This is a genomic window from Gordonia hankookensis, assembly GCF_014673215.1.
Lineage (GTDB): Bacteria > Actinomycetota > Actinomycetes > Mycobacteriales > Mycobacteriaceae > Gordonia > Gordonia hankookensis.
Map to the genome: position 1 here is coordinate 242,198 of NZ_JACWMS010000005.1, position 21,336 is coordinate 263,533.

Annotated in this window: 18 protein-coding genes; 8 read left to right on the forward strand and 10 right to left on the reverse strand. The window is 65.4% G+C overall.

Annotation, left to right across the window (positions count from 1 at the left end):
- The first annotated feature begins 158 nt into the window (after positions 1–158).
- The gene (locus tag IDF66_RS21620) at positions 159–1,019 is read left to right on the forward strand and encodes an LLM class F420-dependent oxidoreductase (protein ID WP_190268562.1); all 861 of its coding nucleotides are present in this window, start codon (positions 159–161) and stop codon (positions 1,017–1,019) included.
- 151 nt (positions 1,020–1,170) lie between these two features.
- On the opposite strand, the gene IDF66_RS21625 is transcribed toward IDF66_RS21620, so the two are convergent.
- The gene (locus IDF66_RS21625) at positions 1,171–2,736 is read right to left on the reverse strand and encodes a class I adenylate-forming enzyme family protein (RefSeq protein WP_190268563.1); all 1,566 of its coding nucleotides are present in this window, start codon (positions 2,734–2,736) and stop codon (positions 1,171–1,173) included.
- A gap of 181 nt (positions 2,737–2,917) precedes the next feature.
- Here IDF66_RS21625 and IDF66_RS21630 point away from each other — a divergent pair, with 181 nt between their 5' ends.
- The gene (locus IDF66_RS21630; RefSeq protein WP_164309741.1) at positions 2,918–5,155 is read left to right on the forward strand and encodes an NADP-dependent isocitrate dehydrogenase; all 2,238 of its coding nucleotides are present in this window, start codon (positions 2,918–2,920) and stop codon (positions 5,153–5,155) included.
- 80 nt (positions 5,156–5,235) lie between these two features.
- Here the strand turns inward: IDF66_RS21630 and IDF66_RS21635 are convergent, their stop codons facing one another.
- Positions 5,236–5,811 carry a TetR/AcrR family transcriptional regulator gene (locus tag IDF66_RS21635; protein WP_190268564.1) on the reverse strand — a complete coding sequence of 192 codons (576 nt, stop codon included), beginning with the start codon at positions 5,809–5,811 and terminating at the stop codon, positions 5,236–5,238.
- A 1-nt stretch (position 5,812) separates the two neighbouring features.
- Positions 5,813–6,277 (reverse strand): GNAT family N-acetyltransferase, encoded by a 465-nt coding sequence (locus tag IDF66_RS21640; protein ID WP_223309957.1) that lies wholly within the window; start codon positions 6,275–6,277, stop codon positions 5,813–5,815.
- Positions 6,278–6,490: 213 nt separating this feature from the next.
- Between IDF66_RS21640 and IDF66_RS21645 the strand changes: the two genes are divergently transcribed.
- Positions 6,491–6,919 (forward strand): nitroreductase/quinone reductase family protein, encoded by a 429-nt coding sequence (locus tag IDF66_RS21645; protein WP_190268566.1) that lies wholly within the window; start codon positions 6,491–6,493, stop codon positions 6,917–6,919.
- A 73-nt stretch (positions 6,920–6,992) separates the two neighbouring features.
- Here IDF66_RS21645 and IDF66_RS21650 read toward each other — a convergent pair whose 3' ends face one another.
- The gene (locus IDF66_RS21650; protein WP_317628804.1) at positions 6,993–8,243 is read right to left on the reverse strand and encodes an MFS transporter; all 1,251 of its coding nucleotides are present in this window, start codon (positions 8,241–8,243) and stop codon (positions 6,993–6,995) included.
- Between the two features lie 124 nt (positions 8,244–8,367).
- Here IDF66_RS21650 and IDF66_RS21655 point away from each other — a divergent pair, with 124 nt between their 5' ends.
- Together IDF66_RS21655 and IDF66_RS21660 are read left to right on the forward strand one after the other, a co-directional pair.
- Positions 8,368–9,309, forward strand: coding sequence for a LysR family transcriptional regulator (locus IDF66_RS21655; RefSeq protein ID WP_190268568.1), 942 nt, complete (start codon positions 8,368–8,370; stop codon positions 9,307–9,309).
- 737 nt (positions 9,310–10,046) lie between these two features.
- Complete coding sequence (locus tag IDF66_RS21660) at positions 10,047–10,757, forward strand: cutinase family protein (protein ID WP_164309734.1); 711 nt, start codon at positions 10,047–10,049, stop codon at positions 10,755–10,757.
- 4 nt (positions 10,758–10,761) lie between these two features.
- On the opposite strand, the gene IDF66_RS21665 is transcribed toward IDF66_RS21660, so the two are convergent.
- From IDF66_RS21665 to IDF66_RS21685, 5 genes are all read right to left on the reverse strand, one after another.
- A complete protein-coding gene (locus tag IDF66_RS21665; protein WP_190268569.1) occupies positions 10,762–14,106 on the reverse strand; it encodes an ATP-binding protein in 3,345 nt (1,114 codons plus the stop codon).
- Positions 14,103–14,927: a DUF4194 domain-containing protein gene (locus tag IDF66_RS21670; RefSeq protein ID WP_190268570.1), complete on the reverse strand. Its 825-nt coding sequence runs from the start codon at positions 14,925–14,927 to the stop codon at positions 14,103–14,105. The genes IDF66_RS21665 and IDF66_RS21670 overlap by 4 nt, the downstream gene beginning before the upstream one ends.
- On the reverse strand, positions 14,924–16,384 hold the full coding sequence (locus tag IDF66_RS21675) for a DUF3375 domain-containing protein (protein ID WP_190268571.1): 1,461 nt from the start codon (positions 16,382–16,384) through the stop codon (positions 14,924–14,926). The genes IDF66_RS21670 and IDF66_RS21675 overlap by 4 nt, the downstream gene beginning before the upstream one ends.
- 214 nt (positions 16,385–16,598) lie before the next feature.
- Positions 16,599–17,006, reverse strand: a complete 408-nt coding sequence (locus tag IDF66_RS21680; RefSeq protein ID WP_190268572.1) for a VOC family protein — start codon at positions 17,004–17,006, stop codon at positions 16,599–16,601.
- Positions 17,003–17,287 (reverse strand): ArsR/SmtB family transcription factor, encoded by a 285-nt coding sequence (locus tag IDF66_RS21685; RefSeq protein ID WP_190268573.1) that lies wholly within the window; start codon positions 17,285–17,287, stop codon positions 17,003–17,005. Before IDF66_RS21685 ends, IDF66_RS21680 begins: the two co-directional genes overlap by 4 nt.
- A 95-nt stretch (positions 17,288–17,382) precedes the next feature.
- Here IDF66_RS21685 and IDF66_RS21690 point away from each other — a divergent pair, with 95 nt between their 5' ends.
- The 3 genes from IDF66_RS21690 (at position 17,383) to IDF66_RS21700 (ending at position 20,410) form a co-directional block, all read left to right on the forward strand.
- Complete coding sequence (locus IDF66_RS21690) at positions 17,383–18,498, forward strand: alpha/beta hydrolase (protein ID WP_190268574.1); 1,116 nt, start codon at positions 17,383–17,385, stop codon at positions 18,496–18,498.
- A 37-nt stretch (positions 18,499–18,535) separates the two neighbouring features.
- The gene (locus tag IDF66_RS21695) at positions 18,536–19,978 is read left to right on the forward strand and encodes an MFS transporter (protein WP_190268575.1); all 1,443 of its coding nucleotides are present in this window, start codon (positions 18,536–18,538) and stop codon (positions 19,976–19,978) included.
- Positions 19,979–20,062: 84 nt separating this feature from the next.
- Entirely contained in the window at positions 20,063–20,410 is a 348-nt protein-coding gene (locus IDF66_RS21700) for a rhodanese-like domain-containing protein (RefSeq protein WP_190268576.1), read from the forward strand.
- An 11-nt stretch (positions 20,411–20,421) separates the two neighbouring features.
- Here IDF66_RS21700 and IDF66_RS21705 read toward each other — a convergent pair whose 3' ends face one another.
- Positions 20,422–21,276: an SDR family oxidoreductase gene (locus IDF66_RS21705; RefSeq protein WP_190268681.1), complete on the reverse strand. Its 855-nt coding sequence runs from the start codon at positions 21,274–21,276 to the stop codon at positions 20,422–20,424.
- Positions 21,277–21,336 lie beyond the last annotated feature (60 nt).

The following is a 21,336-nucleotide window of genomic DNA, read 5'->3' on the forward strand; positions in this document are numbered from 1 at the left end:
CACCGTGATCGATGTGACGCAATGCGGAGGAATCAGTGACTGTGATCTGAGTCCTATCGAGATATAGTTGAAGTCGGCTTCATCTTCAAGTCTTTCGCACGATCGGCGATGGTGATTCCGCCCGGGATCGGACCCCATCGACCAGTAGGGTCGGGTACGTGAATCTCAACGGGGTAGGTATCTGGAGTTCGCCATTGCGCTACGGAGATCCGGCCGAGGCCGCAGACGCTGCATCGGAACTGGACGAACTGGGCTTCACTGCCCTGTGGATCCCCGATGTGGGCGGACCGGTGCTGGACTCGGTTGCCAATCTGCTCGGTGCGACGTCGAATGTCGTGGTCGCGACCGGGATTCTCAACATGTGGATGCATGAGCCGCACGATGTGGCTGAGGCGCACGCGCGACTGACGGCCGAGTACGGTCCCCGATTCCTGCTCGGACTCGGGATCAGTCACGCTCCCCTGATCGACGCACAGGAAGCCGGACGCTACCGAAAGCCGTTGGCGACAACCAAGGCCTTCCTCGACGGACTCGACGGCGCGGAGAAGCCGGTCCCGGAAGACAGTCGGGTGCTGGCGGCGCTCGGCCCGAAGATGCTGGCCCTGTCGGCCGAACGCAGCCGTGGCGCGCACCCGTACCTGGTGACACCGGAGCACACCGCAGTCGCCAGATCTGCCCTCGGTGACGGTCCGCTGCTCGCGCCGGAACAGACGGTGGTGATGACCGCCGATCGGGACGAGGCTCGCTCGATCGGCACCCCATGGCTGCGCGGCTACCTGGCAATGCCGAACTACGCGAACAACTTACGCCGCCTCGGGTTCTCCGACGACGATCTGGACTCCGTCAGCGACCGGCTCTTCGATGCGATCATCGCGTGGGGAGACGAGTCGGACGTGCTCGCGCGGATCGACCAGCACCGGGCTGCGGGCGCCGACCACGTCTGCCTGCAGGTCCTGCAGGCAGACCAGCGTGCGGTCCCGCGCGCCCAGTGGCGGCGGATCGCCGACGCGTTGCGGTAGCCCCCCACTCACTCACCCCCACTCACCCACCACCCCCACCCAGCCGCGACGGTTCCCGTCATCCGCGACGGCATTTTGGGGGCGCGGATGACGGGAACCGTCGCGGCTGGGGTCGGGGTGGCTGGGTGGGGTGAGTGAGTGGGTGGGGTGGTCAGAGTCGACGGCCCAGGACGCCTGCGGTCATCTTGTTGCGCAGCGCGCGCCGATCCGGTTTCCCGGTCGGGAACAACGGGAGCTCGTCCAGACGCGCGGTGAACCACGTGGTCGGCACCTTGTACCGGGACAGTTGGTCGCGCGTGCGGCGATCGAGGTCGGCGGCATCGACGTCGCCGCCCGCAGGCACCACGACGGCGACCACCTCCTCGCCCCGGGTCGGATGGTCGATCCCGACGACCAGACAATGAGCCACATCCGGGAACTCCTCGATGACGGCCTCGACTTCCCGAGGTGACACGTTCGAACCTGCCGCCTTGATCATCTCGGTGTCGCGTCCCACGTAGAACAGCCGTGGATCGTCGGGCAGTTCGTAGACCTGATCACCGGTGTGGAACCACCCGTCGGGATCGAAGACCTCCGACCGCTCGCGCTTGTTGTATCCGGCCATGACGCCGGTGCCACGAATCCAGAGTTCGCCGATCTCGCCCACGGGCACGACAGCACCGTCGCCGTCGACGATCCGCTTCTCGGTGGCCGCCCACCCGCCTGCCGTCTCGGTCATGGTGCGGTGGATCGGATGGCCGAGGGGCGAGTCGATCATGGCGATGTCGGCCGGGCCGTCGCGCAGGAGCGGGGCGCGCGACAGGTCACGCTCGCCGAACGACGGATCGCCCCGCAATTGCTGGATGAACGCAGGCCACCCGACGTACCCGGTGGCGCGTTCACGCTCGATGAGGTCGAGTGCCGGGCCGGGATCGTGACGCGGAACGGTGAGCACCGTCGCAGGGGCGTGCAGTGCGCCCGCGGCGGCCAGGATGCCGCCGATCCAGAACACCGGCATCGCGCACAACACCACCGGCATCGCTGCACCGCCATTGCTCGCCTGCAACATCTGGACCCACTGCGAGGTCTGTCGGACCACGGTGCCGTGAGTGTGCACCACTCCTTTGGGCAGGGCGGTGGAGCCCGATGTGTGGATCATCAGCGCGACGTCGGCGGGCGAGACCTCGCTCTCGACGGCGTCGAGGAGCGCCTGGTCGACCGGCGACGTGTCCTCGCGTTGCCAACGAGTCGCCCAGGACCGTTCGGACGGACCGGTGAGGACGATGTCACGCAGGAAGGGAGTGGCGGTGAGCTGGATCAGAGCGCGACTCTGATGGTCGAGGCCGGGCAGTGCTGCCTCGAGCTTGTCGGGGATGTCGACGCCGAGGATCTCGGGCGGCGCGACCAGCACCTGCACATCCGCGAGGCGGAGCACCCGCGCCAACTCGGCAGGTGGATACAGCGTGCTCAGCGGCACCGCGACTGCGCCGATCCGGCTCACGGCCAGCCACCAGACGGTCCATTCGACGCCGCTGGTGAAGAACAGACCGACGGGGCACCCCTTGCCGACATGCTGGGTGAGCAGCCACCGGGCGACCAGCGCGGAGCGCTCCTCTGCCTCGGCATAGGTCATGCGGTCACTGGGCGAGACGGTGTAGGTGACGTCCCCGAACTCCCGCGCGGCCCGCTTGAGTAGCTCCGCGATCGTCGCGCGGTTCACCTCGTCATCACGCGCCATTGTTCCCCCGGGTGTCGAAGCGATTGTCGGTTCTTGTAAGACCGTAGGTGATCTATCACCGAGCGATGACCGCCATCGCTCTCATTGGTGGGCACCCAGCCTTCTCCGGCGTGATACTGGTAAAGCTGAGGCAAGCAGACCGATGTGTTGCGTGACCGAAACTGAAGACGAAGGCAGGATTATGAGCGCGGAGCAGCCGACCATCATCTACACACTGACCGACGAGGCGCCGATGCTCGCGACGCAGGCCTTTCTGCCGGTCATCCGCGCATTCGCCGATGCGGCCGACATCAACGTCGAGACCAGTGACATCTCGGTGGCGGCCCGGATCCTCGCCGAGTTCTCCGACTACCTGACCGAGGACCAACGTGTCCCCGACAACCTGGGTGAATTGGGACGGCTGACCCAACTGTCCGATACCAACATCATCAAGTTGCCCAACATCAGTGCCTCCGTCCCACAGCTGCTCGCCGCCATCAAGGAACTCAAGGAGAAGGGCTACGACCTTCCCGACTTCCCGGGCAGCCCGAAGACCGACGAGGAGGAGGCGATCCGGGAGCGTTACACCAAGTGCCTGGGCAGCGCGGTCAATCCGGTGCTCCGCGAGGGTAATTCCGACCGTCGGGCGCCGAGGGCGGTCAAGGAGTACGCCCGCAAACATCCGCACAGCATGGGCAAATGGTCGATGGCCTCGCGCACTCACGTCGCGCACATGACCGAGGGCGACTTCTACCACGGCGAGAAGTCGATGACGGTCGACGGCGACCGCGAGGTCAAGATGGAGCTGATCACCGAGAGCGGCGAAACCCTCGTACTCAAACCAAAGGTGACACTCACCGACGGCGATGTCATCGACAGCATGTTCATGAGCAAGAAGGCGCTGGTCGAGTTCTACGAAGAGCAGATCGAGGACGCCTACGAAACCGGCGTGATGTTCTCCCTGCACGTCAAGGCCACCATGATGCGGGTCAGCCACCCGATCGTCTTCGGTCACGCCGTCAAGGTCTTCTACAAGGACGCGTTTGCCAAGCACGGTGAACTGTTCGACGAGCTGGGCGTGAACGTCAACAACGGTCTGTCAGACCTCTACGCGAAGATCGAGTCGCTGCCGAGCGCGCAGCGTGAGGAGATCATCGACGACCTTCACAAGTGCCACGAGCACCGTCCGGAGCTGGCGATGGTCGACTCGGCGCGGGGCATCTCGAACTTCCACTCCCCCAGTGATGTCATCGTCGACGCATCGATGCCGGCGATGATCCGTGCGGGCGGAAAGATGTACGGCGCGGACGGCCGGATGAAGGACACCAAGGCGGTCAATCCCGAGTCGACCTTCTCGCGCATCTATCAAGAGATGATCAACTTCTGTAAGACCAATGGTGCGTTCGACCCGACCACCATGGGTACCGTGCCCAACGTTGGGCTCATGGCGCAGAAGGCCGAGGAGTACGGCTCGCACGACAAGACGTTCGAGGTCCCGCAGACGGGCGTCGCGAACATCACCGACATCGCGACCGGTGAGGTCCTGCTGACGCAGAACGTCGAGGAGGGCGACATCTGGCGGTTGTGCATCGTCAAGGATGCGCCCATCCGTGACTGGGTCAAACTCGCTGTCACGCGTGCCCGGGATTCGGGTATGCCGGTGCTGTTCTGGCTCGACCCCTACCGCCCGCACGAGAACGAGCTGATCACGAAGGTCAACACGTATCTGAAGGATCACGACACCGATGGTCTCGACATCCAGATCATGTCGCAGGTCCGAGCGATGCGGTACACACTCGAACGAGTGATCCGCGGGATGGACACCATCGCCGCGACGGGAAACATCCTGCGCGACTACCTGACTGACCTGTTCCCGATCCTGGAGCTGGGCACCAGCGCCAAGATGCTCTCGATCGTGCCGCTGATGGCCGGCGGCGGTCTGTACGAGACCGGAGCGGGTGGTTCGGCGCCCAAGCACGTCAAGCAGCTCATCGAGGAGAACCACCTGCGCTGGGATTCGCTCGGCGAGTTCCTCGCATTGGCCGTCAGTCTGGAAGATCTGGGGAAGAAGACCGGGGACAAGCGTGCCGAGATCCTGGCGAAGACGCTGGACGCGGCGACCGGCAAGCTGTTGGAGAACGACAAGGGACCGTCGCGCACCTCCGGTGAACTCGACAATCGCGGGAGCCAGTACTACCTGGCGATGTACTGGGCGCAGGAGTTGGCCGCGCAGACCGACGATGACGAACTGCGTCAGCGCTTCGGCCCGCTGGCCGAGACGCTGGCCGAGAACGAGGACGCGATCGTCGGGGAACTGAATGAGGTGCAGGGCACCGCAGTGGACATCGGGGGCTACTACGCGCCCGACCCCGAGATGACCGCTGCGGTGATGCGACCGAGCAAGACGTTCAACGAGGCGCTGGAGTCGGCGCGCGGCTGATGTTCGTACCTGTGGGCCATCGCGATCGCGACGGCCCACAGGTCACGGGTCTCGGGGGCGTGATCGGTCGATGATCCGCCTCAGGGTGCGGCGATGCGATCGAGAGCGGCATACGCTGCTGCCGTGGTTCGTGCGGTATCGCCGGTTGCCAACAGATCCAGCAGGGCGCCCCGTAGCACGGCGAGGACGCCCGTCCGTCGATTCGCCGCCTCGCGGGTGCCGGGGACCGGCTGTGCCGATGCGAGCACGGTGAGCCAGTCGTCGACGGTGTCCGCGGCGAATCGGGCCCAGGGCCCGTCGGGATCGATCAGTGATCGCGCATACGCCTCCACCCAGAGCGCCAGCACAGGGCGATGCTCAGGGGCGGCGAGCCAGGACCAGATCTGGCGGGCGACTTCTGTGAGGGTCTCATCGGTGGGTTCGAGATCGTGGAGTCCGGTGAGGAGTTGGAGTTCGTCGCGGCGGGCACGCGTGAGGATCGCCCGGATGAGGCCGTCTTTGCTCTCGAAGAGATAGAGCAGTACTCGGGGGCTGGAGCCGATGGCGGCGGCGAGCGGGCGAAGCGAGAAGTCGGTCAGTCCGTGCCGAAGGACGTATTCGTATGCCGCTTCGAGAAGCTCGGACTCGCGAGCCGACGGCGTGGCGTCGGTGGGCAAGTCAGAGGTCCCGTGCCCAGTTCTGGCCCAGTAGGTCGTGACCGAAACTGTGGTGTTGCTCCTCGTCGACGAGGGTGAAACCTGCGGCCTGGTATATGCGGCGAGCCGATGTCAGGACGTCGTTGGTCCACAACGTGATTCGACGGTATCCGGCTGCGCGTGCGAAATCGAGGCAGGTGTCGACGAGTCGAGTTCCCAGTGCGTGTCCGCGAGCGGCAGGATCCACGAGGAGCACGCGCAACTGTGCGGTGCCTGCGGTGTCACCGGCCACACAGAAGACACAGCCGACGCGCCTGCCCTCGAGTTCGGCGATCCAGGCGGCTTCGCGTCGTGGGTCGTGCCCGATCGCGTAGTCGGCGGCGATCGTGGCGACGAGGGCTTCGAAGCTGGCATCCCAGCCGTACTCCCGTGCGTAGACCTCACCGTGAGTCTGAATCACCCAACCGAGGTCCCCGGGGCGATCCATCGGTCGGATCGTGACTGCGTCGGCCGAAACGCTCGTGGCCTGTCCCGATTGTGTGTCACTCATCGTCGCCCTTTCTGAACCGGAGCGGACGTGCGCATCGCCGCTACTGAAACGAGTGTTTCAGTAGGCTACCACGGCTCGCGGACTCCACCCGCCGAGCAAGCATGGGCCGTAGGCTCGAGGACACCAGACCTTCGACAGGAGATTGTGGGCATGAGCGAATACGACGACTGGAACACCCAGATAATCAACGAGTTCCGCGCGAACGAAGGCAAGGTCGGCGGCAATTTCGAGGGAGCTCCGATGCTGTTGCTGCACCACGTCGGCCGCAAGTCGGGTCGTGAGAGCGTGACGCCGATGATGTACTTGCCCGACGAGAAGGACGACGCCACCATGTACGTCTTCGCATCCAAGGCGGGTGCGCCGAGCAACCCGGCCTGGTACTACAACGCCACCACGGCAGGACAGGCCCAGATCGAGATCGGGACCGAGACCCAGACGGTCACGGTGAGCGAGGTGACCGGCGACGACCGCGATCGCATCTACGGCGAGCAGGCCCGGCGCTACCCGGGATTTGCCGACTACGAGAAGAAGACCGCCGGGATCCGGACCATTCCGGTCCTCGCATTTCGTCGTAGCTGAGGCGGGAATCCTGCCAGTGTGAATCGTGTCGAGGTGAATCAGGTCGAGGTGAATCGTGTCAGGGTGAATGCCCTCAGCGGACTCCGGAGGTGTCGGCCGACCGCGCCCGGGGTGACAGGGCGACATCGGCGGAGCGTCGGATCAGCACGGCGGGAGTGGCGAGCAGGGCGACTCCCGCCACCACCAAGGCCGTGCGCGGAGTGGTGATGGCCGCGAGAAGGCCGCAGGCGGCAGTGAGTGCCGCGATGCACAGGCTTGTGCTGATCGACCAGGCCGCGATGACCCGAGAGAGTTGCTCTGTCTCGATGAGTTGCTGTCGGTAGGTCACGTAGACGGGATTGAACACGCTGCAGCAGAAGATCAAGCCCAGCTCGATGACCATGACGACCGCCAGGCCGCCGATGCCGGGTCCTACCAGCGCCAGGCCGATCGGCCAGCATGCGCGCGACACCCCGGTGACGAGTAGCGCCGTGGATTGGCCCAGCCGGTGGACGACGGCGCCTGCCAGTCGCGAACCGATGAGTCCGCCGACGCACGGCAACGAGAATGCCAAGCCGTATTGCCATGCCGGGAAACCCAGCCGGCCGAGCATCAGAACCGCGAGGACGGGTTCCCCGGCCATGATGAGACCGTTGACCAGCACGGTGTTGGCGAACAGCCGTCGCAGGGTGCGGTGGCCGATGACGATGCGCCAGCCGTCGACGAGATCGGACAACCGTGGCGGGCTGGCCCTTCTGCGCGGTGTCTCCGACGCGCCCATGGCAGAGACTCCCAGCGCGGAGAGCAGATAGCTCGTCGCGTCGACACAGATGGTCACGAACGGACCGAACAGCCCGATCAGTGCGCCACCGAGTGTGGGGCCGACGACGGTCGCCGACCACCTGGTCGACTCGAACCGGCTGTTCGCGGTCAGCAGATCGTCGGGATGGACAAGCGTCTTGACCAGAGGTGCGCTCGCCGCGTCGAAGGCGATTCGCGACGCCGTCGCGACCACGGAGACCACGATCAGCTGGCCGATCGTCAACACGTCGAGCGCGTATGCGAGCGGCAGCGACGCGAATGCGCACAACCGGATCAGATCCGCGGCGATCATCACGGGCCGCTTGCGGCGAAACTCCACCCAGGGTCCCAGGGGCACGGCGACCACCGCGCCCACCGCCAGGCCCGCAGCGGACAGCGCCGCCACCTCGGCCGGTCCCGCGTCCAGCACCGTGATGGCGACAACCGACAGCGCGCCGAATCCGATCCAGGTGCCGAAGGTGCTCACCGCATAGGCCGCCCACAGCCACTCGAACTGTCGCCCGAGAGCGCGCCTGACGCCCACGCTGCCCCCTTTCACTTCCAACCGGGTTCGAACCTCGACTGATGAAACGCCCATGCCGACGGACGCACAAACAACTGGCCGAGCGGCACGGCACAACCATCGGTTGTTCATTACGGTGGGTCGCATGGACCTTGACGGGGTGCGCACCTTCGTCGCGATCGTCGACGCCGGACAGTTCCAGGCGGCCGCCGATCGACTCTCCATCACCCAGCAGGCGGTGTCCAAACGCCTGGCAGCCCTCGAGCGCACCCTGGGAGTGCAACTGCTCACGCGCAACGCCCGCGGTGTCGGCCTCAGCGTCGACGGACAAGCCCTGCTCCCCCACGCCCGTGAGTTGCTTCGAGCCGAGGACCGTGCCCTGGCGTCGGTGACGCCGCAGCGGCGTCCTCTGCGCATCGACGTGATCAACCGACGCATCGCATCGGCCGTTCGGGTGCACGCCTTCTATCGGCAGCATCCCGATCTCACGCTCGATGTGGTCGCCCTTCCGGACATCGACACCGACGCCGCCTTCGAGGCTGTTGCCAACGGAGCCGTGGACGCCACGTTCCGAACCGTGCGGAACACGAAGCGATTGCCACGGGCGCTCCGTTCGGCTCACGTCATCGACGATGCCCATCAATTGCTCGTCGGGCCCCGACATACGTTGGCCGACAACGACGTCATCGCGTTGGCCGAGCTGCAGCGGCATCCGGTCTGGATGCCCGGACTGCCCTCGACGACGGACTGGGGTGCGTACTACGCAGAACTCGCGACCACTTTCGGCCTGCGCATCGACGTGCTCGGCCCGAACTTCGGCGGAGAGGTGCTCCTCGCCGAGATCTCCGAATCGGCAGATATCGCCACCTTCGTCGGTGAAGGGTCACGCTACCTCTGGCCGGCACACTATGACCTCCGGCGAATTCCCATCGTCGATCCCACACCTGTGTATCCGATGTCGATCGTCTGGGCGCGCGACAATCCCAATGTGTCGCTGGATGCACTCGTCACCCATCTGCAGACTGTTCACGCCGACCATCCGGTCCACAATGCCTGGGTGCCGCCTCGATGGGCGGAAACGCTCTGAGCGCCGTTTCCGGCTCGGCGGTCAGCGTCTGCGTCCAGCGGCATCGGGCCACATCGGTGGGCAGTGCGTGCCCGGCACCGTGGCCACCTCGAAATGCCACCACTCGTTGACGAACGTGCGGCACGCGGGCTGCCGTGGGTGGCGATCCCGTTGCGCCAGAGCCGCTCCTGCTCACCGACAGTCCGCCTGCCCGAGGTTATCGACAGCAGAATGCCCTGCGTGTGGGCGAATCCGCCGCGGAGGGTGTACAGCCCATACGCGCGAAGCAGGCGCAGAACATCTCCTGGTGTCGTGCTGGTCGGACCGGACACACTGCGACGAGACGCGGGTTCACGACGGCTTCGTCGTGACGAGCACGCGGTGTCTGCGAAGGTAGCGAGGCCGGCCATGGTCGCTGTCGATTCCGTCGCATCGTGATCCCAGCCCGTTCCATGCGATCGAGGTGGCGATGCTCGAGTTCCACCCGGCGGAACGGTCGTCGACAGCCGGATGCTCGAGTCCATCTCACTGATCGTCGCGCGTGAGTAGTCGAAGGTGTTGGGAGACAGCAGTCTACTGATGGGCGGCTGGTCTGCCGGCTCACCGTCCGATACGCAGGCACACGGCGAGGATGTCCCAGTGGTCGGCCATCGGTCCGCTCGTCTCCACGAACGGTAAGTATCCGCATACCACTCCTTCGAGTCCGGGTGCGGCGAACCCGCAGACGTGCCGGTCAGAACGCCGTAGCATCCAACAGCATGATCAAACGCTCGCTCCTGGTACTCCTCGGCGTGGCCATCGTCGGCGCCGCGACCCTGACAGCACAGGCCCCGCGAGCCGAGGCCCAGACGTGTCCCGACGTGGAGGTGGTGTTCGCGCGCGGTACCGCCGAACCCGCGCCGCCGGTCGGGTTGACGGGTCTTGCCTTCGACGCGGCCCTGCGGACCCAGCTCGCGGGCAAATCGGTCGCCGTATACGGGGTGAACTACCCGGCGAGCAGCAACTTCAACAATCGACTCGCGTTCGCGCAGACGGTCGTGAACGGGGTGAACAACGCGCAGGCACGCGTCAAGTACATGGCGTCACGGTGCCCCCGAACCAAGATCGTGCTCGGCGGCTATTCGCAGGGCGCGGTGGTGGCCGGCTACGCGGCCAATGCAGGTATCTCGCTGCCGGCGCGATATGCCCAGTACACGTCCAAGATCCCGCCGCCCTTGCCCGCAGCGGCTGCGAGCAAGGTGGCGGCGATCGTCATGTTCGGACCGCCGTCGGATCGTTTCCTCCGCGATGTCGGGGCGCCTCCGATCAAGATCGATCCGCGACTCGCGACGCGGACGGTCCGGTACTGCATCCCGGGCGACACCATCTGCAACGGTGCCCCCGTCGGGCAGCCGAACGGCCTCCATGTTCTCTACACGGTCAACGGCATGACCTTCGACGCCGCGCGATACGTCGCCGCTCGCTTGTAGAAGCTCACACCGGTAGCTGTGCTCCGGTCGATCTGCGCAGGTCCGAGAACGCCTGAATAGACGTCGACATGGCGGTGGCGACGGGTCGGGCGCCTGCCCCCTCGGTCTTGGACACCATGATCACGTTGTCGATGTAGGGCTGAATGGTGCTGGTGTTCTGCACTGTTGCGACGATGATCAGCTGGAAACCGAACTTGCGGAACGCCGACAGTGCCTGCTGCGCGAACTGCGGATCCGACTTGGAGAAGGCCTCGTCGAGCATGAGTTGAGCGAAGATCGGTCGGTTGTCGTCGCCCTGCGGGCTCGCGAGATTGAAGCTGAGGGCGCCGGCAAGGCAGAAGGCCATCAGCTTCTCCTGCTCACCGCCGGAATTGTCGCCGGCATTGCTGTAGGTGCGGATCGTCTCCCCGGTGAGCGCGTCGTGTTCTTCGCAGTAGAAGTCGAAGCGGTTGCGCACGTCGAGCGCGTCGCGAGTCCATTGCCGATCCTCGGGAGTGGTGCCTCCCAGTCGTTCGCGCAGCAGCAGGATGTCGGCGTACTGCTCGAGGATCGCCTGCTCGTCGCCGAAGCTGACGGCTGTGGTCCGCTGTGAGATCTGCCGCGCCTTCTCGGTGAGGTCCGCGACCGCGGCGAGGTTCTTTCGTCCGGGATGGAGCCGAAGCCGGGTGCCCCGGTTGAACGCCACCGCGGCCAGACCGGTGTTGACCCGCTCGATCTGGTCGACGATGCGTCGTTCCTCTGCGTCGGCGGTCATGTGCAGGTTGAGGATCGCCCCGGGCGCCTGCTCGGTGATCAGTCGTCGCATGCGTTCGTAGGCGGCGGGGAGTTCGCGTTCATCGATCCGGCGGCTCAACGCGACGTAGTCGTGCACGCGCTCATCGAAGTCGTCGCTGTCGTTCGGGATCGCGTCGGGGAACTCTTCGTCGTAGCTGTCGAGGATCCGGCCGAGTTCGTCTCGTGAACGGCGGGCGTCCGACCGCATCCGGTCGCGATCCTTCACGACTGCCTTCATCAGTTCCTGGCGGAACGCTTCAGGTGCGAGCACATCGAGTGCGGCCGGGGACTCCTCACGGAATCCGTCGAGGGTCTTCTCAGCTTGTGCGGGAACATCTTCGGGTTTGAGTCGGTCGACGAGGTCGAGCAGCTGGGTGCGGCGGCGATCATGCGTGGCGATCTTGTCCCGCACCAGGGCGGCCTGCGAGATCGCCGATCGCACCTGCTCCCAGATGTCCTCGGCCTTGCGTTGCAGCGCCTCGATGTCGGGGTGTTCCTCCATCAGCAGTTCGTACTGCTCGGTGAGCTGGTCGACTCTATCGTCGGCGGAATCGGTGTCGATCTCGTTCCACTGGGTGAACTGTTCACACACCCGGCGATAGTCGTCACGACGTTGCTGGCGCGCAGTGCGGTCGCGATCGTGCTCGGCGCTGGCTTCCCGCGCCGCGTCGTAGGCAGCCTGCTCGTGATCGAACTCATCGCGCAGAGCCGCGATCTTGGATCCGACGTTTCCGACGAAGATGTGCTGCGACGGCCGCAGGGCCTGACGATCATCCTTGATGGCCAGTTTCGCCGAATCCTTCCGCAGACCTTGGTCGGTCACGGCCTTGGCGTGATCGGCGAAGTCGGTGGGCGAATCGACGCAGACGTAGTTCCCCAGCCGGGCCAGGATGGACAACGCCTCGGCCGAGCACGGGTGATCGGGATCGACGGCACGTAGTTTGGCGCCCAGGGTGGCAGGTTCGGCGGTGGGCGCCGCACGGTTCTCGGCGTGATGGAGCTGAATCCGGCCCCGCATGTCGTGGCTGTTCACAAAACGAAGTGCGGCTCGAAAATGCTTGTCGGGAACCAGAAGTCGTAGGCCTGCGTTACGGAGGACCTTTTCCACCGCGGATCGCCAGCGCTCCTCGTCGGGATGCAGCTCCACCATCTCGGCGACATAGCGCAGTTCGGATTCGTCGATCTGCAGCGAGTTGGCGATGGCGCGGCGCATCTCGTGTTCGGCACGTGGGAGCGCCGAACCCGCCTGCTCCACACGACTCAGCTCCTCCTGCGCGGCATCACGCTGGGTGCGCGCCGCGACCTCGCGGGCCAGTGTCTCCGCGAAATGGGCCTTGCCCGCGTCGAGTTGCCCGTCGATCTGGGTGGCCTCGTCCAGCAGGCTCGCGCGTAGGGACCAGAAATCCTCGGCGTCGTCGGGGATGTCGGCGCCGAGGGCCGAGATCTTGTTCTCGTAGCTGGTGCGCCGCATGGAGGCCTCGTTGCTGACCTTCTGGGCGGTAGCGAGCTGCTCCTGCAACGGGGCGAGATCGCCTGTCGAGGTGGCGATCCGCGACAACAGGTGACTGTGATCCTGCCGGAGCTGATCATGCTGGCCGGTCAGGGCGGCGAGATCGGCGTCGAGGCGGGCGATCTGATCATCGAGATCGGCCACCTCCGGCTCGGCATTGCGCAGACGCAAGTTGTTCAGGTAGGCGCGCACCGTGGTGGTGTCGATGGTGTCGAGGACGGTGAACGTGGCAGCCTCGGCCGCGTACCTCTCCTGAAGAGTTTCGATGGTGCCCAGGATCGTGCGCTTGCGTCGTGCCACGTCGAGAAGTTCGCGCGCTTCGACGAGCGGATCGATCTGCTCGAGCGCATCCTTGATCCCGGCGGTACTGGTGGGTTCGTCCAGCATGAATTCGCGGACGAACTGGGCCAGGCCACCGACGCTCTTGAGCGACTTGGCCTTGCCGAGGAGCTGCTGGGCGGCCTCGGAGCCACGGATTCCGATCAGCGAGTACAGGGTCGCCAGATATTTGCCTTCTCCCGGCCCACCCCGCCAGCCCTGTTCGCGGAACTTGGCCGAGTTGTAGTTGTTTCCTGCCCACGCATTACAGACATCGACGATGTCGACGTCGCCGTCATGAACGAAGTACGAGCTGTGCGCGTCGGTCATCTTGCCCGCCGCAAGCCATTTCAGCACGAGACCGGTGATCGAGGAGCCGGAACTCGAGGTATACGTGACGGCGATGGCGGCCCAGGCAGGCCCGGTTCCACGCAGGTACATGATCTCGCGATGGGCGTTGGTCCCGTCACGTCGTTCGCCCCAGGCGCCGCGCACGTACTTCCCCACGGTGCGTTTGCCACTCGACGATCCGGCCGCGGTCGCATCGCCGGAGGCATTGAAGTTGCGTCGGTGATCCGGGAGAAAAGCCAGTGAGATCGCGTCCAGCAAAGAGGATTTCCCGCTTCCCGACGATCCCGTGATCAGTGATCCGGAGGTACTGAACGGGATCGAATGGTAGCCGTCGAAGACTCCCCAGTTGATCAGTTGCAGTCGGGACAGGTGATATTGGTCGACCGGCCCGCTCACCAATCATCTCCTTCGTCGTCGTCGCTGTCGTCGCTGTCGCCGTTGTCGTCGTCGTGGTCGTCGTGGTCGTCGAGATCGACGCCCGCCGGCCGGGTCGCGTCGGCCGGCGGAGTGTCGTCGCCGGTCTCCCCCGATCCGATGAACTGCTCGAACTGCCTTTGCAGGTCGGTGATCACGGAGGCGGTCATCACCGCCGAGATGACCGGGCTGACCGTGAAGGTGTCCGGGTCATCCCGATGTCTCCGCAGGAACTCCAACTCGTCCATCTTGTCGATGGCATGCTCGATGCGCTTGTCGAACAGTGCCAGGTCGCGGTCGATGGTGTTGGTGACACCGGCGAACAACTCGTGGATCTCCTCCCGCGTGATCAGCACCCGTTCGTCGCGGGATGCGCGCAGGTATTTGGCGAGGTGCAACGCCAGGATCGCATCGTAGGTGTGAATCGCCTCTCGCTTGAGTATCCTTCTGCCCCAGCGAGACTCGTAGCCCGCCTGCTCCACGAAGGCGACCTCGAGTTCATCGACGATACGCAGGCGCAGGTCCAGCTCGGACAGCCGGACCCGGAGTTGGTCCTGGTACTCGGCGACCCAGGCCCACAGCTGCGGCTGACGATCGCCACCGACGAAGCGGCGGGTCAGGAGATTCTGGAGGGCCCAGCAGGCACGGTCGGGCAGCGCACTGACGTCGCCATCGAAGCGCGGGGCCCCGGCGCTGTCGTCGCGGCCGGCGCGCTGCACCGCCGGGAGATCGTCGTAGCCGGCGAACTCGTCGGGCACTCCCCCGCCGCTCTGCCCGTCCGTGACGTCGAGGTTGCTGGTCATAGTGCGTCGACCTCCGCGGTCGGAATCGGTTCGGTGAACATCAGGGCCGGGACCTCGATGATGCGGTCCTCCCCTTCGAGGGACCGGAATCGGACGAAGACCGATTCCGGCTCAGCGGTGCCGGACTGTTTGAGGGCCCATGACCACAACACGATGACGTGGGCGAGGTAGGGCTCGTCGACCCGCGCGATCACATCCGACAGGGAGATGGGGCCGTCGTCGACAGCCGCGTTCACGACTTCGGTGAGTTCGACGGTGTCGACCTGACCGGACAGTGACGCGAACGTGGTGAGATCGCCTGTGCCGGTCGCAGGCAGGGCAGGCGCCGGCGGGGCCGGGTCGCGGATCTCGAACGCCAGACGACCTGCCGACGTGACCGATGGTGTCGCCAAGGGCAATTCGTAACCGATCCGGCGGTCTGCCAGAGAGGTCTTCAACAGATCGTTCGCCGTTGCCAGTGCGTCGTTGAGTTGTCGCGCGATCCCCCGGCTCTGCTCGAGTGTTCCCGAGGCGACGAATCGGCGGATGCGTCGCGCGCAGCGCTGACGAGTACGGCCGACCTCTGCCATCTGCTGGGTGACGAGGACGAAGAAGTCGTCCATCACCGATCGGAGTCCATGGTCGATGCCGGGGAGTTGCCTTGTCACCGTGGTGATGTCGGCGACGAGCCGGGACCGTTGCTGCGGGTCCTGGATCATGTGGGTGAAGGCGTGATAGGAGGCACTCTGGGACGATTCGAGCAGAGCCTCGTAGTCGTCGAACATCTGTCGTTGACGATCCCGGTACGCCAGATCCGAGTCGTGCGGATCGTCGAGCAGCGCGGTCGTGATCCGATCCAGCATGCTGCCGTACTGGCCGATGTCGGAGATGATCTGTTCCATCTGGTACGCGATCGCCCGCGCCTCGTCCTCGGCGACACGGAGGTCCGGTTCCGGACGTCGTCCCGCATCGAGGTCGGCGAGTTCGGCGTCGAGTTCGGAGATCTGATACTCGATCTCCTCACGAATCTGACGTGGATCGTTCGTGACCTGTCCGGCGACGCGATGCAGTCCGGCTGCGATGCCGTTGATCGAGCCGCCGGTAGCGACACTGTCCTCGCGCCTCAGACGCCGGACGTAATCGATGACCGAGCGTGCCTCCGAGGTCAGATAACAGAGATTCTGGGCTGTCCGGGCACTCGCATCGGTGACCCGGTGCAGCCACCCCTGCCTGGCCCACAATTTGACCAGCTCGAGACCGCTCGGTTGGTCGGTGACACCGAGCGTGGCGATGTCGCGTTCGAGTCGCACGGCCAGATCGGTCTCGGACAACCTCGTACCGAAGTCCAGGTGACGCTCCATCAACGTCACGTAGAGAGCCGAGTTGTTCGCCGCGAAGAGTCGGACAGCTGCGGACCTCTGGATCCGTCGATTGGCATCCCACGCGTCAGCCACTGTCGGCTGCTCAGCACTCTCCATCGCCGCCTCACGGGTTCACAGGGACTGGTGGACCCGAGGTAGTGTGCCACGTTTGATGGTCGTCGCTGATGCTGCGGGGTGGTGGACGGGTGCGGTGCGGAATCTGCGCAGGTCGGAAGTGCGACCCACCCCTGCACCGTGTGATCGGCGACGGTCCCGCGCGGTGCGGTGATCGTCGCCATTCAGTGGGTCAGGGCTCGTTGTGGCGCCTCGGTCACGGATTGTCTGCGCCGGCCTTCTCCGCCACCAACTGGACCAGGTTCCCGCAGGTGTCGTCGAAGACGGCGATGACGGCGGTGCCGATGTCCGTCGGCGGCTGCGTGAACACCACTCCCGCGGCGGTGAGTCGTGCATGTTCGGCCTCGACATCGTCGACGGCGAACTGGACGAGCGGGATTCCGTCCTCCACCAATGCATTCCGATAAGGCTGCACGGCGGGGTGACCGCACGGTTCCAACAGCAACTCGGGCCCGTCCGGGGACTCGGGCGAGACCACGGTGAGCCACGAGTTGTCGCCGCCCAGCGGGATGTCGTGGTGCTTCGTGAAGCCGAGCACGTCGGTGTAGAACGCGAGAGCCGCTCGCTGGTCATCGACGAACACACTGGTCAGATTGATTCTCATCGTTCATGCCCTTCTGTGGTGGGCCACCGATGCGTGATCTGCGCGAGTGGCTCCGGGGTGAAGTAGTGGAACTTGGATCGTCCGCGTCGCTCGGTGGCGACCAGCCCCGCGGACTCCAGAACCGCGAGATGTTGCGAGATCGCCTGCCGGGTGAGCCCGCGCGCGTGTCGCGTCGTCATCACGGCGCAGATCTCGAACAGCGTCTGGCCGTCGCTCGCGGCGAGTTCATCGAGGATGAGACGTCTGGTCTCGTCGTCGAGGGCTCGGAACACGTCGGCCATGCCCGTCACTATAGGCAAGTCGCCACTTGCCTATCAAGCCCGTCCGGCATGTCGTCCACGGCAGTCGACCAGATGCGGCCACTAGCATGGGCGTCATGGTGATGGCTGATCGTCCGGAAGTGCAGACGGCGTCAGGACCGGTGACCGCTCTGACCGTGATGGGACTCGCCGAGAGCATGCTCAACGGGCTGGCGCGGGTGCCGTTCCGGCGACCCTGGCACGGCCCGGGCGGGTTGCTCGACAATGTGGGCCAGTCGGTCACGCGCCAGGTCGTGAGGTCGTTCATGGGCTACTCGATGGGGCTGCCCATCGAGGAGTTCCGGTCGATGGAGAAGATCCTCGACGACATCTGCCTGGCGGTGATCCCACCCTTCGTCGGCGTCATCGACGGCGTGGAGATCACCGACGACACGATCAGTGGCGTGCCGGGGATCTGGTGTCGTGCGAAGGCAAGCTCGGACGCATTCGTCGATGACACCGACGACAAGGAGACGATCGGCGCCACCATCCTCTACCTGCACGGTGGTGGCTACATCGGCACCTCGCCGATCATGTATTCCGCATTCGCTGCGTCTCTCGTCGGGATCACGGGATACGAGGTCTTCATCGCCGACTATCGGATGGCGCCGGAATTCCCGTTCCCCGCGGGGGTGCTCGACGCCGCGGATGTCTACCAGGGCCTGCTCGACCGCGGAGTCGACCCAGAGCACCTCGTCATCGCGGGCGACTCGGGAGGCGGCGGACTGGCGACGTCGTTGGTGTCCTACTTGCACAACCAGTCCAAGCCCAGGCCTGCAGCGCTGACGCTCTTCTCGCCGGAGGTCGATCTCGATCTGGACCATCCGTCGATCACCGAGAACGCTCAATTCGACATCCTTCCGTGGAACGTTCCGGTGACGCCGTACCTCCATGGCGTCCAGCCGAACGACGAACGTGTCTCAGCGGTGCACGCGGCACCCGATCCCGAGTGGTTTCCCCCGACGTTCGTCTGCTGGGGTGCCGACGAGATGTTCCGGGACGGGATTCGTGAGTTCGCCGAGGGCTTGCAGGCCGCCGGGGTGAGGGTGCATGCGATGGAGGAGCGTGGGATGTTCCACGTGTTCCCCATCCTCATGCCATGGGCGGAGTCGTCGAGACGCGTGTTCCGTGCGCTGCGTGAACTGGCCGGCCGCTACGTCGCCCCCGACCCCGACGCGGAACAGACGCACTGACATGACCGACGCCGGCGGGCCGACAGCTCGGACTTCCATGGGACCGGTTGTGGCCGTGGCGATTCTCGCGTCCTTCGTCGCGTTTCTCGACGGATCCGTGGTCAATCTGGCGCTACCGGCGATCTCGGGCGATCTCGGCGGCGGTCTGGCCACACAGCAATGGGTCGTGGACGCGTACCTGCTGTCTCTGGGCGCCCTGATCCTGGTCGCCGGGTCCATCTCCGACGCGTTCGGCCGGTTACCTGTTCTACGAGCCGGATTGGTGATCTTCGGCGTGGCGTCGGTGGTGTGTGCGCTTGCTCCGACCGACCTGATCCTGATCATCGGCCGTGGCGTTCAAGGCGCAGGCGCGGCACTGCTGGTTCCCAGCTCGCTGGCCCTGATCAATTCGGCCTTCTCCCCCGACGACCAGCCCAAGGCGATCGGGACCTGGACCGCATGGACGGGCACCGCGTTCGTGGTCGGACCGCTGCTCGGTGGCGTCCTCGTCGACGCGTTGAACTGGCGCTGGATCTTTGCCGTGAACATTCTCCCCGTGGTCGTCACCTTGGTGCTGTCGACACGGCTCACCGAAGCACCGCGGCCATCGGTACGCACCAAGATCGACGTGCCAGGGGCGGTGCTGACAGCGGCCGGTCTCGCCGGGACCGTGTATGCGCTGATCGAGGAGCAACGTCTGGGATTGTCGAATCCCGCTGTGGCGGTGTCGCTCGTCGTCGGTGTGCTGTGTCTGGCAGGCCTCGGCTGGCGGGAAATGCACACGGACCATCCGATGATCCCGCTCCGGATGTTCCGGGTGCGCAACTTCGGAGTCGGCAACCTCGCAACGACCTTCATGTACGCAGGCCTGTCGATGGGTTCACTGATCACCGCGCTCTTCCTGCAGGAGGTCGCCGGGTTCTCGGCGCTCGCAGCGGGACTCGCGACATTGCCCGTCCCGGTGCTGTCGTTCTTCATCGCCCGCCCCGTCGGCGCTCTCTCGGCACGATACGGTCCCCGCTTCTTCATGGCGTCCGGTCCGATCCTCGCCGGGTGCGGCTACCTGCTGATGCTCACCACCGACGACGATTTCAATTTCTGGTGGCAGATGTTGCCAGGGCTCGTACTCTTCGGTCTCGGGCTGTCGGTGACCGTGACGCCGTTGACGTCCGCGGTCCTCGCCGCCGTCAATCGGGAGCAGAGTGGGATCGGTTCGGCGATCAACAACGCCATCTCGCGCGTTTCCGGGCTGGTGGCCGTCGCGTGCACCGGCATCATCGTGGGCGGAGTACTCGACACCGCCGGGTTTCACCGCACCGTTCTCATCACGGCCGTGCTGTTCATCGCCGGCGGTGTCGTATCGGCCCTCGGGATCCGCAACAGCGAGCACCGCGAAGGCCGCGTTCCCCTACACGCCGCGGCCGGCTGCTATGACCGCGCGACTGCTCCGCCGAGCGTGCACGTGGACAGCGTCGGAATCGGTCACCTTGACAATCCTTGATCGCCACCTTCAGACTAACTGAAGCTGCCGTCGTGCGACGGCGTCCGATCAACGGCGACTGAGGCGCGGAAGAGGTTTCCACCCATGGGTATTCGTCACTACGTGCGACACGCCCCGGCCGTCACCGCGGCGGACGCGATCGGTTTGGTGGCAGACGGCGCACTGATCGTCGACGTGCGCCGTCATTTCGAGTGGAACCGCAACCACATCCCCGGGTCTGTCCACATTCCGCTCGAAGAACTGACCGATCGATGCCTGGAATTGCCCGACGACCGACTCCTGATCACCTTCTGCACAGGCGGACTCCGGTCGGCCGGCGCCGCGAACATGTTGATCGAGTTGGGCTTCGAGGCAAAGAACATGACCAAAGGACTCATCGACTGGCGAAGCGCCGGTGGACCACTACAGGGGACGAAGCACCCACCATCCTGAGCCTGCGCCGGTCACCCGTGCGATGCTGCCGGGCTCTCGTCGGTCGCGACGACACCCCGGAGTCCGTCGGCCCCGAACAGCGGCTCGAGCATGGAGCTGAAATCCGGTCCGCGACGTAGCATCTGGCCGCCGTCGACGTTGATCACCTGGCCGGTGATCCACGTGGAACCCTCGCCCAACAGGAAAGCTGCAAGGTGGCCGATGTCCTGGACCTCGCCGATCCGGGGTATCGGAGTGGATGCTCGATAGTCCTCGGTCAGCTGCGGATCATCCAGCACCGCGGTCACCAGATCCGTCCGGATCAGGCCTGGCCGGATGCCGTTGACCCGCACCCGGCTCGGCCCGAGTTCGTCTGCCGCGAGCGCGACCATGTGATCGACCGCCGATTTGGTCACGCCGTAGGCACCGAACCAGCGGTGCGTGTTGCTGGCCGCGATCGAGGAGATCGCGACAAACGATCCCCCACCGGCCCGCACCAGCTCGCGTGCCGAGTGCTTGAGCGTGAACATGGTCCCGTTGACGTTGAGATCGACGGTACGTTTCCAGGCCTCGCTGTCCATCTGCGTCAGCGGACCGATCGTCTCGCTGCCGCCTGCGCACGCCACCACGCCGTCGAGGCCGCCGCCGAACCGGGTCGCCGCGGCCACCGCGGCGACGACCTGATCCTCATCGGTGACGTCGGCGGCGTGCGCGTGCGCACCTGCGCCCGCCGGTGCATCCAGGTTGAGCCGTTCCTGCACCGCTGTCAGACGGTCGGCGGTCCGGCCGACGATCGTCACCTTGGCGCCAAGGCCGACGAGAACGGTGGCGATGCCCTCGCCGATTCCGCTGCCGCCACCGGTTATGAGTACAGATTTCCCTGTCATCGTCACGCCCCAAGGCTAGAACACGTTCTAGTCTTGGGGTCTGGCGGGGCCGTCCCTACC